Raw genomic sequence first — 16,133 nt, forward strand, 5'->3', positions numbered from 1 at the left:
GTGATCCTTTTCATCAACCCGAATTCCTCGGCCCACATGACCGAGAGCATCGTGGCCGCGGCGCGCGGGGCGCTGCCCGGGGTGGCGATCGAGGGCTGGACCAACGCGGAGGGTCCGGTGGCGATCCAGGGCGCCGAGGATGGCGAGGCGGCGGTGCCGGGGCTGCTGGCGCTGCTGCCGGCGGCACAGGCGGCGGGCGCGCGGGCCATCGTCATCGCCTGCTTCGACGACACCGGACTGGCCGAGGCGCGGGCCGCGGCGCATTGCCCGGTGATCGGCATCGGACAGGCGGGCTACCACGCGGCAACGCTGCTCGGGGCGCGCTTCGCGGTGCTGACCACGCTCGCGGTCTCGGTGCCGGTGATCGCGGGCAACATCGCGGCGCAGGGCTTTGCCGGGGCCTGCACCGAGGTGCGGCCGAGCGGCTACGGCGTGCTCGCGGTGGAGGAGGGCGCGCCGCAGGTGCTGGCGGACCTTCGGAAGGGGCTCGCCAAGCTGGGCGCGGCGGGCGCGGAGGCGGTGGTGCTGGGCTGCGCCGGCATGTGCACCCATCACGCGGCGCTGCAGGAGGGCATGCCGGTGCGCGTGGTCGACGGGGTGCGCGCGGCGGCGCGGCTGGCCGAGGCGCTTGCCGGGCTCTGACGGGCTCTGACGGCGGCTGCCTGCACAGGGCCTGTGCGGCGGCTCACGCTTTCGCTCGCGCCACGGCGGGCTATGTTCCCGCCGAACAAGGAGCGTGACATGGAAATCGGTCTCTACACATTCGGCGACGTCGGCACCAACCCCGTCACGGGCGAGCGCATCGACGCGCGGCGGCGCCTGAAGGACCTGCTCGAGGAGATACGGCTCGCCGACGAGGTCGGGCTCGATGTCTTCGGGCTGGGCGAGCATCACCGGCCGAATTACGCGATCTCGTCGCCCTCCACGGTGCTGGCGGCGGCGGCCTCGGTGACGAAGAACATCCGCCTGAGCTCGGCGGTCTCGGTGCTGAGCTCGGACGACCCGATCCGGGTGTTCCAGCAGTTTGCCACCGTCGATAACCTCTCGGACGGGCGGGCCGAGCTGATGGTCGGGCGTGGCAGCTTCATCGAGAGCTTCCCGCTCTTCGGCTACGACCTGAACGACTACGACGCGCTCTTCGAGGAAAAGCTCGCCATGCTGCTCGCCATCAACGAGCAGGAGCGGCTGAACTGGCCGGGGACGGCGCATACGCCCAAGGTCGACCGGCAAGGGGTCTACCCCCGCCCGGTGGACGGCTCGCTGCCGGTCTGGGTGGCGGCGGGCGGCACGCCGCAGAGCATGGTCCGGGCGGGGGCGCTCGGCTGCCCGCTGGCGCTGGCGATCATCGGCGGCGAGCCGCGCCGCTTCGCGCCGCTGGCGGATCTCTACCGTCGCGCCGCCGCACAGGCGGGCAACGAGGACAAGGCGCGGGTGTCGCTGAACGTGCACGGCTTCGTGGGCGAGGACGGCAAGCGCGCGGCGGACATCTTCTTCCCGGCGCAGAAGGCGGTGATGGACCAGCTCGGGCGCGAGCGCGGCTGGGGCCCGCAGAGCCGGGCGCAGTTCGAGGCGGGCATCGGCCCGGAAGGCGCGCAGTTCGTGGGCTCGCCGGCGCAGATCGTCGACAAGATCCTGTCGCTGCGCGAGGACCTCGGTTTTGATCGCGTCACCATCCAGATGGCGATCGGGGTGATCGAGCAGTCGGAGATGCTGAAGGCGATCGAGGTGCTCGGCACCAAGGTCGCGCCGGAACTGCGCAAGGCGGGCTGAAGGCCGGTCCGGGCGTTGCTTGCGGCGGTATCATCGCGGGACTTGGCTGCGCGTGAATACGTCGATGAAGGATTTGGGAGGCGGCGAGCGTGACAAGGCAAGAGGGGGGCGCTGCCCCCTCGGCCTGCGGCCTCACCCCCGGAGTTTGCCTTGCAAGATGAAGGGCGGAGGCCGGCGCGGGGCGGCATGTGTCTTCATCTTGCCGAATAAACTCCCGCCGGAGGCATCCGGCGCTGGCCGCCCCTCGCAGGGGCTGGCGGATCAGCGGATGCTGCGGATCGAGCTGTCGAGGAGGTGCTTCGTGTAGCTGTGCCCGGCTTCGAGGGCGCGCATCTTCTCGACGTCCAGCAGCTCGACGATCTCGCCGTGCTGCATCACCGCGATGCGGTCGCACATGTGGCCGATGACGCCGAGATCGTGGCTCACCATCAGGTAGGTCAGGCCGCGTTCGGCCCGCAGATCGGAGAGCAGGTTGAGGATCTCGGCCTGTACCGAGACGTCGAGCGCCGACGTGGGCTCGTCGAGCAGCACGATGCGCGGTTCGGGGGCGAGGGCGCGGGCGATGGCGACGCGCTGGCGCTGGCCGCCCGAGAGCTGGTGCGGGTAGCGGAAGCGGAAGCCGGTGCCGAGGCCCACGTCGGTGAGCAGCCGGTCGATGCGGGCGTCGATGTCTCCGAAGCCGTGCAGCTTCAGCACCTCGCCCAGCACCCGGTCGACCGTGTGGCGCGGGTGCAGCGAGGCATAGGGATCCTGGAAGACCATCTGCACGGTCTTGAAGAAGGCCGGCGCGCGGCGGCGGCCGAGCGGGGTTCCCATCACCGACATGTCGCCGCTCCAGCTGTCCACCAGCCCGGCCAGCGCGCGCAGCACCGTCGACTTGCCCGAGCCGGATTCGCCGACGAGGCCGAAGCTCTCGCCCTCAGCCACGGTGAAGGCGGCGCCCCTGACGGCGCGGACCTGCTCGGCGCCCTCGCCGAACCAGACGTTCAGGTCGCGGATCGAGATCGCGCTCATAGCAGGGCGCTCACGGAGGCGGCCTCGCGCCATTGCGGATCGCGGCTCAGCACGTCGAGGCGGGGGCGGGGGTGTTCGAGATCGGGCACGGAGTTGAGCAGGCCTCTGGTGTAGGGATGGGTCGCCTCGTGCAGCCGGCCGGCCTCGCAGACCTCGACGATGCGGCCCGCGTACATGATCAGGATGCGGTCGCAGAAGTTGGAGACGAGGTTGAGGTCGTGGCTGATGAAGATCAGCCCCATGCCGCGGTCGGTGACGAGCTTGTCCATGATCTCGAGCACCTGCAGCTGAACCGAGACGTCGAGGGCGGAGGTGGGCTCGTCGGCGATCAGGATCTCGGGGTCGGGGATCAGCATCATGGCGATCATGATGCGCTGGCCCATGCCGCCCGAGACCTCGTGCGGGTAGAGCCCCATGACCCGCTCGGGGTCGCGGATCGCCACCGCGTGGAGCATGGCGATGGCGCGCGTGCGGGCCTCGGCGCGGGAGATCTTCTCGTGGGTGAGCAGGGCCTCGGTGATCTGCTGGCCCACGGTCATCACCGGGTTCAGCGAGAACCTGGGGTCCTGCATGATCATCGAGGCGTGGCGGCCGCGGATCCTGCGCATCTGCTTTTCGGAGGCGGTGCGCAGGTCGGTGCCGCCCATCTCCATGCGGTCGGCGGTGACCTCGCCCGGCTTGCGGATGAGGCGCAGGAGGGCGCGGCCGGTCATCGACTTGCCGGAGCCGGATTCGCCCACGATGCCCAGCCGTTCGCGGCCCAGCGAGAAGGAGATGCCGCGCACCGCCTCGAAGCGGCCGGAGCGGGTGGGGAAGCTGACGCGGAGGTTTTCGACGTCGAGGAGATTGGTCATGGCTGCTGCCCGTGGTGGCCGAGGTCGGGGGCGCTGCCCCCGTCGCCCGGGGGGCGACTCCCCCGGAGTTTGCCCGGCAAGATGAAGGGGCGGGGTCGCGCGGGGGCGGTCATTTGCCGGCCTCCTTGGGGTCGAGCACGTCGCGCAGACCGTCGCCCAGCAGGTTGAAGGCGAGCGAGATGGTGAAGATCGCGAGACCGGGAATGGTGGCGACCCACCAGTGGTCGAGGATGTACTTGCGCCCCTCCGAGACCATGGCGCCCCATTCCGGGCTCGGCGGCTGGGCACCGAGGCCGAGGAAGCCGAGGCCCGCGGCGGTCAGGATGATGCCGGCCATGTCGAGGGTGACGCGGATCACCAGGCTCGAGATGCAGAGCGGCCAGACGTGGCGGGTGATGATGCGGATCGGGCCCGCGCCCTGCAGCTTGATGGCGTGGATGAAGTCGGAGTTGCGGATGGTCAGGGTCTCGGCCCGGGCGATGCGGGCGTAGGGCGGCCAGGCGGTGAGCGAGATGGCAAGCACCGCGTTCTCGATGCCGGCGCCGAGGGCGGCCACGAAGGCGAGCGCGAGGATCAGCCGCGGGAAGGCGAGGAAGATGTCGGTGAAACGCATCAGCACCACGTCGACGATGCCGCCCATGTAGCCCGCGACCGTCCCGATGATGAGACCGAGCAGCGGCGCCACCAGCGCCACCAGCGCCACGATGTAGAGCGAGATGCGGGCGCCGTAGACCAGCCTCGACCAGATGTCGCGGCCAAGGCTGTCGGTGCCGAAGAGATGCGCGTCGGTGCCCGGCGGCAGCAGCCGCGCGCCGAGGTCCTGCACGAAGGGATCCTGCGTGGCCACGAGCGACGCGAAGAGCGCCATGGCAATGAGCAGCACCAGCACGACGAGCCCCGCCATCGCCAGCGTGTTGGCGCGCAGCTTCAGCCAGCCGGTGTACCATGCGGCGGCGCGGGCCTGCCGGCGCGAGCTCGGGGCGTCGGAGAGCAGCCAGGCGCGCAGGCCGGGGCGGGGGGAAGGGGTCGGACGGTCGCTCATTTGGCCCTCGGGTCGAAGAAGCGGTAGAGCAGGTCGGAGAAGATGTTCAGCGCCACGAAGATGGTGCCGATCACCACGGTTCCGCCCAGCACCGAGTTCATGTCGTTGGAGAGCAGCGAGGTGGTGATGTAGCTGCCGATGCCGGGCCAGGCGAAGATGATCTCGGTCAGCACCGAACCCTCGAGCAGGTTGGCATAGGCCAGCGCGATCACCGTCACCAGCTGGATGCGGATGTTGCGGAAGGCGTGGCGCCAGACCACGTTCCATTCGCTGAGCCCCTTCACCCGGGCGGTGGTGACGTATTCCGAATTCAGCTGTTCGAGCATGAAGCTGCGGGTCATGCGGCTGATGTAGGCCAGCGAGAAATACCCGAGCAGCGAGGCCGGCAGGATGATGTGGCTGAAGGCGTCCTTGAACACCGTCCAGTCGCCGGCGATCGCCGCGTCGAGCAGCAGCAGGCCGGTGCGGGTGGGCACGATGCCCTGGTAGAAGACGCCGAGCCGGCCCGGCCCCGCGACCCAGCCGAGGATGCCGTAGAACACCAGCAGTCCCACGAGCCCCAGCCAGAAGATCGGCATGGAATAGCCGACGAGCCCCACGAGGCGCGCCAGCTGGTCGATCCAGGTGCCGCGGTAGACCGCCGCCAGCACGCCCAGCGGCACGCCGATGAAGACCCCGATCAGGGTGCCCAGCGTCGCCAGTTCGAGCGTCGCGGGGAACACCCGGCGGATGTCGTCCGAGACCTGCTGGCCGGTGCGGATGGAGGTGCCGAAATCGCCGTGCAGCACGTCGTTCACGTAGATCGCGAACTGCGCCAGCAGCGGCTTGTCGAGGCCGAGCTCGAGGTAGACGGCGTTGTACTGCGCCTGCGTCGCGCGCTCGCCGATCACCGCGAGCACCGGGTCGATGGGCATGACGCGACCGATCATGAAGGTCACGAAGAGCAGGCCGAGCAGCGTGACCGCGATGGTCAGCAGCGTGCCGAGCAGCTTTCGCGGCCAGCGCGGCGCGAAGGGAGAGCGCCGGGCGTAGGGTGCGGGGGCGTTGTTCTGGGGCAAAAGAGGTCGGTCCTCGGGAATGGGGGGCGGGCGCCGTGGCCCGCCCCTAGGACTTTACTTCGTCACGACCCAGTAGGACGCCGCCGTGGTGGCGCCCCCGGAGATGAAGTTCTGGACGTTGTCCCGCATCGCGTGCTGTTCGATCTGCTGGAACATGATGCCGAAGGGCGAGACGGTCTGGTGCTCCTTCTGCAGCGCCAGGTACATCTCCTTGCGGGTGTCGGTGTCGTTCTCGGTGACGGCGGCGAGGGTTTCCTCGCTCATCTCCGGGATGCCCCAGGCGTTGCGCCATGCCAGCAGGCCGGTGGCGCCGGCCTCGTCCGAGTTGTCGGGGTTATAGGCGAAGGTGCCGGCGTTGGTGTTGGGGTCGGGATAGTCCGGACCCCACGCGCCGAGGTAGATGTCGTGCTCGCGCGCGCGGTAGCGGTCGAGCGTCTGCGCGCCGGTGCCGACGATCAGCGACACGTCGCAGCCGAGCTGACTCCAGGTGTTCTGCAGCGACTGGGCGATGTCGATGCGCTCCTGCGCGTCGCGCACCGAGATCTCGATGGCGCCGCAGTCGGGGAAGCCGGACTCGGCGAGCGCCGCCTTGGCCTTTTCGATGTCATACGAGAACGGCTTGTCCTCGAGCGCGCCGAGGAAGGTCAGCGGCAGGAAGGCCTGGTGCACGGTGTACTGGCCGTTGAGGAAGCTGCCCGACATGCCGGCGTAATCGGTCGCCCACTTGAGCGCCTCGACCACCTTGGGATCCGAGAGCATCTCGTTCTTCTGGTTGGCGGACCAGTACATCAGCCGGCCCTTGAGCTCGTCGACGACCTGCAGGCCGTCGGTCTCCTTCACCGCGGCGATGTCTTCGGGCGAGAGGTTGCGGGCGATGTCGATGTCGCCGCGCTCGAGCTGCAGGCGCTGGGTGGCGGATTCCTGGATGTGCTGGACGATCACCCGCTCCATCGCCGGCTTCTCGCCGCCGTAATTGGGGTTGAGGTCCATCAGGACCGACTCGTTGGGCTTCCAGTCCACCACCTTGTAGGGGCCGGAGCCGGCGGTGTTGGTGCGCAGCCACTCGGCGCCCATGTCGCCGTCGGTCTCGTGCTCCATCACCGTCGCCATGTCGACGATGCCGCCGATGGTGGAGGTCAGGCAGTTCAGCACGAAGGAGACCGCGTATTTCTGGTCGAGCTTGATGACCAGCGTCTTGTCGTCGGTGGCGACGATGGTCTCCTCGACGTTCTCGGGGGTGAAGCCGAACTGGGTGAGGATGAACGACGGCGTCTTGTTGAGGGTCACCGCGCGGCGCAGCGAGAACTCGGCGTCCTTGGCGGTCACCGGGTTGCCAGAGGCGAAGACGTGGCCGTCGGCCATGGTGAAGGTGATCTCGGTGCCGTCCTCGGAGATCTCCCAGCTTTCGGCGAGCTGCGGCTCGAAGCCCGCCTCGAGGTCGAGCGGATCGAAGTTGACCAGCTTCTCGTAGACGTTGCGCGACACGTCGGCGCCCGCGAACTCGAAGCTTTCCGCCGGGTCGAGGGTCTTGATGTCGTCGATCCGGTTGGCGATCACCAGCATGTTGGGCGGGGTCTCGGCCATGGCGGGCAGGGCCACCGAGCCCAGCAGCACCGCCGTGAGCGCGGCGGCCTGGAAACTGCGTGAAGTTTTCATGGTTTGGTCTCCCTCTTGGTTATCCTGTCGGTTCTGCGGCCCGCTGTTACGGTGCCGTTCAGTCTTGTGTCGCTTGCCCTCAGTCGCGCCAGGTCCGGCGCAGCACGCGCAGCCAGTTCCCGTAGCAGAGCTTTTCCATCAGCACGGAATCGATGCCGTGGGACGTCATCGCGGCGCGCAGGGCAGGCAGCCCGGCGCAGTCCCTGATGTCCTTCGGCACCAATGCCCCGTCGAAGTCGGAACCGAAGCCCACCCGGTCCTCCCCCAGGAATTTGATCAAATGGTCAATATGCCGGAGCATCAGGTCAAGGGAAAAGTCGCTGTCCATCTGGCCGTCGGGACGCAGGAAGGCAGAGGCGAAGTTGAGACCCACCATGCCGTCACTCTCGGCAATTATCCCGAGTTGCCGGTCGGTTAGGTTGCGCGAATGCGGCGTGACGGCCCAGGCGTTGGAATGCGTCGCGACCAGCGGCGCGTCCGAAGCGGACGCCACGTCATCGAAGCCCTGTTCATTCAGGTGACTCAGATCGAGCATGATTCCGAGCTTGTTGCACTCGGAGACGAGTCGCTTTCCGTGCTCGGTGAGCCCCGGACCGGTGTCGGGCGTCGAGGGGAATCGGAACGGAACGCCGTGGCCGAAGATGGTCGGGCGCGACCAGACCGGCCCCAGCGAGCGCAGTCCGCGGGCGTGCAGCTGGTGCAGGGTCTCGAACTCGGGGTCGATGCCCTCGGCACCCTCGATGTGCATGATCGCGGCCATCCTGGGGCCGTGGATCGCGGTCTCGAGCTCGGGGACGGTGCGGCAGATGGTGACCGCGCCCGCGGCCTCCAGCGCTTCGAGCGCCTCGGCGCCGCGCAGGGTGGTCTCGAGCCCTTCCTCGAAGGGGATCATCGGCGGTAGGGGCAGGTCGTACTCGGCCCGCGTCATCTCTTCCTGCCGCTCGGAGCGGTTCGAGGGCGAGGCCACGAAGATGGCGAAGAAGCCACCGCCGAAGCCGCCCTTGATGGCGCGGGGCAGGTCGATGTGGCCATCGGGAAGCCCCGCCGCCACTCCTTCTGCCGTTGCGGCCCCGCGCAGCAGGCGCAGGATCAGGTCATTGTGGCCATCGAAGATCGGCGGGGTCGTGGGGGCGGCGGTCATTCTGTGCGGTGCTCCGGTTTCCTGTACTGACAGGAGACTGGCACCGCGAATTGTTCGCCTGCAAGTGGGTTCAGCTCAGCAGGTAGGCATAGGCCAGGACCCAGAGCGGAAGTGCCACCAGACAGACCAGCATGTAGGTGCCGTTCCAGCGCAACCCGACGTGGCGGGCGCTGACGTTGCCGAAGGAGCCGATCAGCAGCGTCGTGGCGGTGAAGGGCGAGCTGATGCCGCCAAGCGCCCAGCCCGCGCAGATCGCCGAGACCAGCACCGCGGGGCTCACGCCCAGCTCGGCCGGCGTCGGCAGCAGCGGCGCGATCAGCGTGACCGCAAGGATCGGGTTCATCGCGAACTGGCCGCACAGCGGGATGACCCAGATGAGCCCGGCCAGCACCAGCCAGTGCGGCAGGTCCTCGGGGTGGAAGCCGCTCGCCTTGACCAGCGGTGCCAGCAGCGGCGCGCCGACGGTGCCGATGTAGCCCGCCATCATCAGCAGCAGCACCTCGGAGCGGTAGCCCGGCATGTCGCGGAAGGTGTAGTCGCGCAGGCGCTCGCCCAGCGGTGTGCCGCCGTCACGGGCCTGCAGCCATGTCCAGACGAACGCCATGATCGGCACGATCACCAGCACGAGGCCGATGACGCGGATGCCGGTGATGGCGCCGAGGATGACGACGCTGGTCGCGAGGATCGCCAGCAGGGCCAGCAGCGGCAGCATCAGGGCCCACGAGCCCTCGGGCTTGCCGCGCGGCGGCAGCGGGTGCGACAGCCGCGGCTTGAAGAGCGTGTCGAGCCCCCAGCCCAGCAGCGTCATGATGACGGCGGTGATGAAGCAGGGCAGCACGACACCGCCCCAGCTTGCGCCGGGGATCAGCGCGGTCGAGATGGCGACAGAGAAGGACAGCGGCGACCACGGCAGCGAGACGACGAAGCCGCGCTGGATCGCCAGCAGCATGCGGCGGCGGCGGTGGTTGCGGATCTCCTCGTCCGGCTCCTCGTGGGCGGCGGCGGTGGCGAGCGAGCCCAGAAGCGCGATCGAGCCGTAGTTCAGCAGCAGCGCAAAGGCGGTCCCGCCCAGCGTCAGCGCGAGATAGCGCTTGCCCGGCGGCTGGCGCGACAGGAACGAGCCGCCGGCACGGATCGCCTCGGACGGCTCGGCGGCGGCGCGCAGCGTGGCCAGCGCGGTGAAGAAGGCGGCGATGAAGGTGCCCGAGTGCATCGCGGCGGTGATGGTGCCGCGCCAGTCTCCGCCCTTCATGATCAGCGCCGCGGTCAGCGCCAGCGCCACGTAGACAAAGGCCTTGCGGCCGGGTCTGACCTGCAGGAACAGCGCCCCCACGAGGATCACCCAGAGCAGGTAGGCCAGCGGATCGAGCGCATCGGTGCGCCCCCATTCGCGGATCGCCACGAGCGCCGTCACGGATATCAGCAGGAGCCCGGTCAGGCGGTGAAGAAGGGGGGCGGTCATGGCCGGGCCGCGCTCCGGGGACTGTCGCATGGGGCGATCCGGGGCCTTTGCTGTGTCTGTCGCGTCCGGCGCTTCGGACCGGGGCCGGGCACGGGGCGCGGACGGGGCCAGATCGGTAAGGACTCGTGACCTTTTAGACCAGCATTCGCCCCCGGCGCAATCACCTGACGTCAGCGGCGGTGCGCGGGGCTGTCGTCAAAGCTTCATCCACCGGTGACCTTTCCGACATGGCCGCGACACGAAGCCGATACCTGCGGGCGCTTATACGTCTTCCCGGAACAGGACACGCAGGGGGATGCATGCTCGTCGTAGACCAGCTGACGAAGCGCTTTGGCGCCAATACGGCCGTGGACAACGCGAGCTTCACCGTCGACCGCCCGCTGATGATCGGCATCATCGGCCGCTCGGGCGCCGGCAAGTCGACCTTCCTGCGCATGATGAACCGGCTGACCGACGCCAGCGAGGGCGAGATCCGCTTCGAGGGCCGCAACGTGCTGGCGCTGAAGGGCGCCGACAAGCGGGCGTGGCAGTCGGACTGCGCGATGATCTTCCAGCAGTTCAACCTCGTGCCGCGCATGGACGTGGTGTCGAACGTGCTGCACGGCACACTGGCCAAGCGCCCGGTGCTGTCGACCATGTTCAACCTCTACCCGCGCGAGGACATCCACCGCGCCATCGACATCCTCGAGCGTCTGGGCATCGCCGCCCACGCCGCCAAGCGCGCCGAGGCGCTCTCGGGCGGCCAGCAGCAGCGCGTCGCCATCGCGCGCGCGCTCATGCAGGACCCCAAGGTGATCCTCGCCGACGAGCCCATCGCCTCGCTCGACCCGATGAACGCGCAGATCGTCATGAAGGCGCTGCGCCGCATCCATGACGAGGACGGCCGCATGGTCATCGCCAACCTGCACACGCTCGACACCGCGCGGCGCTACTGCGACCGGGTGATCGGGATGCGCGACGGGCGCATCGTCTTCGATGGCACGCCCGCGCAGCTCACCACCGGCGTCGCCCGCGACATCTACGGGGCGGGCTCGGATTTTTCCGAGGACGCCACCTCCACCGAAATCCGCGAGCCCGTGGCCGTGACCGAGATCCGGCACGCCGAGGTGGCGCTCTGATCCAGCTTCCATGGGGCCCAACAGGGACGGGTCCCTCAGTGTCAAAAAGGGGAAGAACCATGAAGAAACTCATCGCGGCCGCTCTGGCCACCACCGCCCTCTGCTCGGCCGCTTCCGCGCAGGAGATCACCGAATTCCGTCTCGGCATCCTCGGCGGCGAGAACGCTCAGGACCGTCTGGCCAGCAACCAGTGCTACGCCGACAAGATCGCCGAAGCGCTCGGCGTCGAGGTCAAGGTCTTCACTCCCGCCGACTACAACGGCGTGATGCAGGGCCTGCTCGGCGGCACCATCGACGCGGCGTGGATGGGCGCCTCGTCCTATGCCGGCACCTACATCGCCGACCCCGAAGCGGTCGAGCCGGTGCTGGTGAAGCAGAACGAGGACGGCTCGATCGGCTACTACTCGATCGGGTTCGCCCGCGCCGACAGCGGCATCACCTCGCTCGACGACCTCAAGGGCAAGAACTTCGGCTTCGGTGACCCGAACTCGACCTCGGGCTACCTGATCCCCTCGATCGAGATCGACGCCGCGGGTTACTCGATGGAGCCGGGCAGCTACTTCGGCGACGTCGTCTTCACCGGCGGCCACGAACAGACCATCGTTGCCGTCAACAACGGTGACGTCGACGCCGGCGTGACCTGGGCCGACGGCCAGGGCGCATGGGAAGACGGCTACAACTCGGGCGCGCTGCGCAAGGCCAGCGATGCCGGCCTCGTCGACATGAACGACCTCGTGCAGATCTGGCAGTCCAAGATCATCCCCGAAGGTCCGTTCGTGCTGCGCAAGGCGCTGCCGCAGGACGTCAAGGACGCGGTCACCGAGCTGACCGCGAACCTCTGGGAAGAAGACCCCGACTGCGCCTACGGCGTGGCCGCAGGCGACGCCAAGGACTTCATCCCGGTGACTCACGCCGAGTACGAGTCGATCGTCGCTGCCCGCCAGTCGAAGATCAACTGATCGAGACCCGTGCCAAGGCCCCGTCCGCGTGACGGGGCCTTTTCGCGCCGCGTGACCGACGGCGGAGACCTTACCGCCGCACACGCCTCCGTCGCAGATGCGGGCCCGCCGCCCGCTGCCGCGTCCGCCATCGCCGCGCAAGCGGGGCCACCTCGGGCCCGCCGCATGGTGCGCCTGCCGTGCCCGGACCCGCGCCTCCGACCCCGAGTGCTGCCCTGCTGGATGACTTGCCCATGACCCACACCGACGCCAGTTTCGACACCCGCGCGCATTACATGGCGCTGATGGCGCGCAAGCGCCTCTACGGCGGGCTGGTCCTGACCGTCTTCGTGGCGCTCATGGTCTCGGGCTTCATGCTCGCCGACGACCGCAACGCCGGCGGCTTCTGGAGCGGCCTTCCGCAGATCCTCGATTTCCCGGCCAGCGTGATCGACGACACGCTGCCCAAGCTCGACCGGCTGCCCGGCCACGTCGTGCGCTACTTCCCGGCGCTGCTCGAGACCGTGAACATCGCCGCCGTCTCGACCCTGATCGGTGCACTTCTTGCCATGGTGATCTCGCTGCTCTCGACCCGGGGGCTGGCGCGCTGGCCGCGGCTCATCCCGCTGTTCCGCCGGATCATGGACATCCTGCGCGCGGTGCCCGAGATCGTTATCGCGCTGGTGCTGATCTTCGTGCTGGGCGGCGGGCCGGTGCCCGCGATGATCGCCATCGCCTTCCACACCGTGGGTGCGCTCGGCAAGCTCTTCTCCGAGGTCAACGAGAACGCCGACCTCAAGCCCGTCGAGGGACTGCAGTCGGTCGGCGCCACCTGGCTCCAGCGCATGTGGCTGGGCGTGGTGCCGCAGGTCTCGCCCAACTACTTCAGCTACGCGCTGCTGCGCTTCGAGATCAACATCCGCGCTTCGGCGATCCTCGGCTTCGTGGGCGCAGGCGGCATCGGATACGAGCTCAGGAACGCCATGGCCTGGGGGCAGGGGCGCTTCGACGAGGCGGCGGCGATCTTCCTGCTGCTGTTCGGCTCCATCGTGATCTTCGACCAGCTCTCGAGCCACGTCCGCAACGCCATGATCGCGAAGAAGGGAACCCACTGATGGCCGACGCCGTTCTCTACGCCTCTGCCGACCGGCTGTTCCTGCGCAAGCGGCTGCTGGCCTTCGGCCTGCCCGCCGTGGTGCTGGCCTATCTCGCCTACGTATTCTTCGCCTTCGACATCGCGGGCCTCGCCGAGCGGGCACGCATGGACAACGCCCGCACGCTGCTCGCCGACGTCTGGAGCTACAAGACCCATGTCACGCAGGACAACCGCACCGGCGAGGTGGTCGTCGCCATCGAGGGCGAGCGCAAGGGCACCTACGCCGCGGGCACCGAGCCCGACTGGGTCGAGATGGACCCCGAGGGCACCGTGGTCGCGCTTGGCGACGGCCATGCAGTGACCTTCCTGCCCGCGGGCGGCTTCCGCTACGACGTGCCGGGCTACGGGCCGGTCGAGGTCCGGGTCGAGGGTCGCGAGGTGGTCTCGAACCTCGAGGGCGAGATTCCCGACTGGGTCTCGGCCTCGGGCACGAGGGTGCAGGTCGAGACCTCGCACGCGCGCATCTCGGTGACCCGCAACCGCACCGAGCTCTTCCGTTACTTCCCCGGCTGGGAGCTGTTCTTCTTCACCCTCGGCAGCCCCTACCACGGCCACGGCGCGGGCGAGATCCTGTTCGGCGACCGCATCGACCCGACCCGGTCGAACCTTTCGGGCGCATGGCACGATTTCTGGGGCAACGACATGTGGCGCCACGCGGATGTTGCATGGGCGCTGTTCGAGACCGTGCTCATGGCCTTCCTCGGCACCTTCGGCGCTGCGTTCGTGGCCTTGCCGCTGGCGTTCCTCTCGGCCCGGAACTTCGCGCCGCTGGTGGCCGTGCGCTTTGCCGTGCGCCGGGTCTTCGACTTCCTGCGCGGGGTCGACGGGCTGATCTGGACCATCGTGCTCAGCCGCGCCTTCGGGCCGGGGCCGCTCACCGGCGCGCTGGCGATCCTGCTGACCGACACCGGCACCTTCGGCAAGCTGTTCTCGGAGGCGCTGGAAAACGTCGACGGCAAGCAAATCGAGGGCGTCTCCTCGACCGGCGCCAAGCCGCTGCAGCGCTACCGTTTCGGCGTCCTGCCGCAGATTACGCCGGTGCTGATCTCGCAGCTCTTCTATTACCTTGAATCCAACACCCGATCCGCCACCATCATCGGCGCGATCACCGGGGGCGGCATCGGGCTTCTGCTGACGCAGGCGATGATCACGCAGAAGGACTGGGAAGAGGTGAGCTACTACATCATCCTGATCGTGCTGATGGTCATGGCGATGGACAGCCTGTCGGGCTGGCTGCGCCGCAAGCTGATCCGGGGGGCGTGATGGCGAAGCTCGGCGAGACGCCCTTCATCCACCCCGATTGCAAGATCGTCGAGTGCAGTTTCGGCCGCTACGTCGAGATCGGCGCGGGCTCGATCCTCGCCTTCTCCGAGCTCGGCGACTACAGTTATTGCGACACTCAGGCGGATATCGCCAACACCACCGTCGGCAAGTTCGCCAACATCGCGAGCCACACCCGCATCGGGCCCACCGATCACCCGATGCAACAGGCCTCGCTGCACCATTTCCTCTACCGCTCGAACGACTACTGGGATGACGCCGAGCCCGATGCCGCGTTCTTCGCGCATCGCCGCGCGCGCCGGACATATGTGGGCCATGACACCTGGATAGGGCACGGTGCCATTGTGCGGCCGGAGGTCACCATCGGCCATGGCGCCGTGGTCGGGGCAGGGGCGGTGGTCACGAGGGACGTGGCGCCCTACACCATCGTGTCCGGCGTGCCCGCCACACCGATGCGCCAACGCTTCCCGGCGCAGGTGGCCGAGCGCCTGATGGCGCTGGCCTGGTGGGACTGGGACCACGCCACGCTGCGCGCGCGGCTTGACGACTTCCGCACGCTGTCGGTCGAGGCGTTTCTCGAGACGTACGAATAGGGGCGCGGGCGGGCGTCTTCGCAGAGGTGGTTGCCGGAGTGACGGTTCTCGGGGGGCGGCGCCGGTGCCGACGCTATGTGACGGCCGTCTGCCCGGTCATGGCGAGCGCGGGGCGTCCGTGGCCGGTCTTCGACGCCGGGAAACGCCTTGTGACGATGCCGGAGTCTCGCCGGAACCACCAGCAGGTCAGATGCAGGGGGTCCGCCCACGGCCGGCAGCCGTCGCGCCCCGAACTGAACAAGCCCCAACGCACCCGATCCCGGACCACCCGCCCGGCCCGCCGCCGCCGAAGGCAGAGCCCGGCCGCTCAGCCCCGCCGCAGCAGGTAGGTGTCCATGATCCAGCCGTGCCGCTCGCGGGCCTCGGCGCGCATCCTGGCGATCTCGTCCGAGACCTCGGCGAGCGGGCCCATGCACAGGATCTGGTCGCCGCTGCCGAGATAGGCGCCCCACCAGATCGTCAGCCCCTCGGGGTCGAGCCCGCGGAAGCTGCACTCGCCGTCCAGCATCACCACCAGCGTCTCGGCGCCCTCGGGCCAGCCGCCGTCGCGCAGGCGGCGCCCGGTGGTGATCCGGACCTCGCCGTTGATGGTGTTGAGCGGGATGGCATGGGCCGCGGTCAGCGCCTGGATCGCGGTGATCCCCGGCACCACCCGCACCCGCGGCTTCGAGGGCAGGCGGGCGGCAATGCGCAGGGTGCTGTCGTAGAGCGACGGGTCGCCCCAGACCATCAGCGCCACCGGCCCGGGCGCGCCCACGGCGTCATGCGCCGCCTTCCAGCGCCGCGCGATCTCGTCGTGCCAGAGCGCCACCCGCTCGGCATAGGGCAGGGCGGGGTCGCGTTCGGGGTAATCGAAGGGCGCCACGCGCGCGAGACTGCCCGAGGCCTCGAGGATGCGCCGCCGCAGCGCCGCAAGCGCGTCCTTTTCGTCGCCCTTATGTGGCATCAGCACCACCGCCGCCTCGCGCAGCGCCTGCACGCCCTCCAGCGTCAGGTGCGAGGGGCTGCCGGTTCCGATACCCACCAGCCACAGATCGCGGATCATGTCCG

General features: G+C 68.9%; 15 protein-coding genes. 7 read left to right on the plus strand and 8 right to left on the minus strand.

Annotated features, from left to right (window positions below; genetic code table 11):
- Positions 1 to 642, plus strand: a complete 642-nt coding sequence (locus BLQ77_RS06760) for an aspartate/glutamate racemase family protein (protein WP_089957042.1) — start codon at positions 1 to 3, stop codon at positions 640 to 642.
- A 99-nt stretch (positions 643 to 741) separates the two neighbouring features.
- Entirely contained in the window at positions 742 to 1,770 is a 1,029-nt protein-coding gene (locus tag BLQ77_RS06765) for an Atu2307/SP_0267 family LLM class monooxygenase (protein WP_089957045.1), read from the plus strand.
- 261 nt (positions 1,771 to 2,031) lie between these two features.
- Here the strand turns inward: BLQ77_RS06765 and BLQ77_RS06770 are convergent, their stop codons facing one another.
- From BLQ77_RS06770 to BLQ77_RS06800, 7 genes are all read right to left on the minus strand, one after another.
- On the minus strand, positions 2,032 to 2,784 hold the full coding sequence (locus BLQ77_RS06770; protein WP_089957049.1) for an ABC transporter ATP-binding protein: 753 nt from the start codon (positions 2,782 to 2,784) through the stop codon (positions 2,032 to 2,034).
- Positions 2,781 to 3,638, minus strand: a complete 858-nt coding sequence (locus BLQ77_RS06775) for an ABC transporter ATP-binding protein (RefSeq protein ID WP_089957052.1) — start codon at positions 3,636 to 3,638, stop codon at positions 2,781 to 2,783. The genes BLQ77_RS06770 and BLQ77_RS06775 overlap by 4 nt, the downstream gene beginning before the upstream one ends.
- A gap of 109 nt (positions 3,639 to 3,747) precedes the next feature.
- Entirely contained in the window at positions 3,748 to 4,680 is a 933-nt protein-coding gene (locus BLQ77_RS06780) for an ABC transporter permease (RefSeq protein ID WP_089957056.1), read from the minus strand.
- Positions 4,677 to 5,738 (minus strand): ABC transporter permease, encoded by a 1,062-nt coding sequence (locus BLQ77_RS06785; RefSeq protein ID WP_089957060.1) that lies wholly within the window; start codon positions 5,736 to 5,738, stop codon positions 4,677 to 4,679. Before BLQ77_RS06785 ends, BLQ77_RS06780 begins: the two co-directional genes overlap by 4 nt.
- A gap of 54 nt (positions 5,739 to 5,792) precedes the next feature.
- Positions 5,793 to 7,394 (minus strand): ABC transporter substrate-binding protein, encoded by a 1,602-nt coding sequence (locus BLQ77_RS06790; protein WP_089957064.1) that lies wholly within the window; start codon positions 7,392 to 7,394, stop codon positions 5,793 to 5,795.
- A 79-nt stretch (positions 7,395 to 7,473) separates the two neighbouring features.
- Positions 7,474 to 8,535, minus strand: coding sequence for a dipeptidase (locus tag BLQ77_RS06795; RefSeq protein WP_089957068.1), 1,062 nt, complete (start codon positions 8,533 to 8,535; stop codon positions 7,474 to 7,476).
- 70 nt (positions 8,536 to 8,605) lie between these two features.
- Positions 8,606 to 9,997 (minus strand): hypothetical protein, encoded by a 1,392-nt coding sequence (locus BLQ77_RS06800; protein ID WP_089957071.1) that lies wholly within the window; start codon positions 9,995 to 9,997, stop codon positions 8,606 to 8,608.
- 299 nt (positions 9,998 to 10,296) lie between these two features.
- Between BLQ77_RS06800 and phnC the strand changes: the two genes are divergently transcribed.
- From phnC to BLQ77_RS06825, 5 genes are all read left to right on the plus strand, one after another.
- Positions 10,297 to 11,115, plus strand: a complete 819-nt coding sequence (phnC, locus tag BLQ77_RS06805) for a phosphonate ABC transporter ATP-binding protein (RefSeq protein ID WP_089957075.1) — start codon at positions 10,297 to 10,299, stop codon at positions 11,113 to 11,115.
- A gap of 59 nt (positions 11,116 to 11,174) precedes the next feature.
- Positions 11,175 to 12,074: a phosphonate ABC transporter substrate-binding protein gene (gene phnD / locus BLQ77_RS06810; protein ID WP_089957079.1), complete on the plus strand. Its 900-nt coding sequence runs from the start codon at positions 11,175 to 11,177 to the stop codon at positions 12,072 to 12,074.
- Positions 12,075 to 12,307: 233 nt separating this feature from the next.
- Entirely contained in the window at positions 12,308 to 13,168 is an 861-nt protein-coding gene (gene phnE, locus BLQ77_RS06815) for a phosphonate ABC transporter, permease protein PhnE (protein WP_089957083.1), read from the plus strand.
- Complete coding sequence (gene phnE, locus BLQ77_RS06820) at positions 13,168 to 14,472, plus strand: phosphonate ABC transporter, permease protein PhnE (RefSeq protein ID WP_089957087.1); 1,305 nt, start codon at positions 13,168 to 13,170, stop codon at positions 14,470 to 14,472. The genes phnE (BLQ77_RS06815) and phnE (BLQ77_RS06820) overlap by 1 nt, the downstream gene beginning before the upstream one ends.
- Entirely contained in the window at positions 14,472 to 15,083 is a 612-nt protein-coding gene (locus BLQ77_RS06825; RefSeq protein WP_089957090.1) for an LbetaH domain-containing protein, read from the plus strand. The genes phnE (BLQ77_RS06820) and BLQ77_RS06825 overlap by 1 nt, the downstream gene beginning before the upstream one ends.
- A gap of 307 nt (positions 15,084 to 15,390) precedes the next feature.
- Here the strand turns inward: BLQ77_RS06825 and cobF are convergent, their stop codons facing one another.
- Entirely contained in the window at positions 15,391 to 16,128 is a 738-nt protein-coding gene (cobF, locus tag BLQ77_RS06830) for a precorrin-6A synthase (deacetylating) (protein WP_089957093.1), read from the minus strand.
- Positions 16,129 to 16,133 lie beyond the last annotated feature (5 nt).

It is taken from the genome of Salipiger thiooxidans (assembly GCF_900102075.1).
GTDB classification, from domain to species: Bacteria; Pseudomonadota; Alphaproteobacteria; order Rhodobacterales; family Rhodobacteraceae; genus Salipiger; species Salipiger thiooxidans.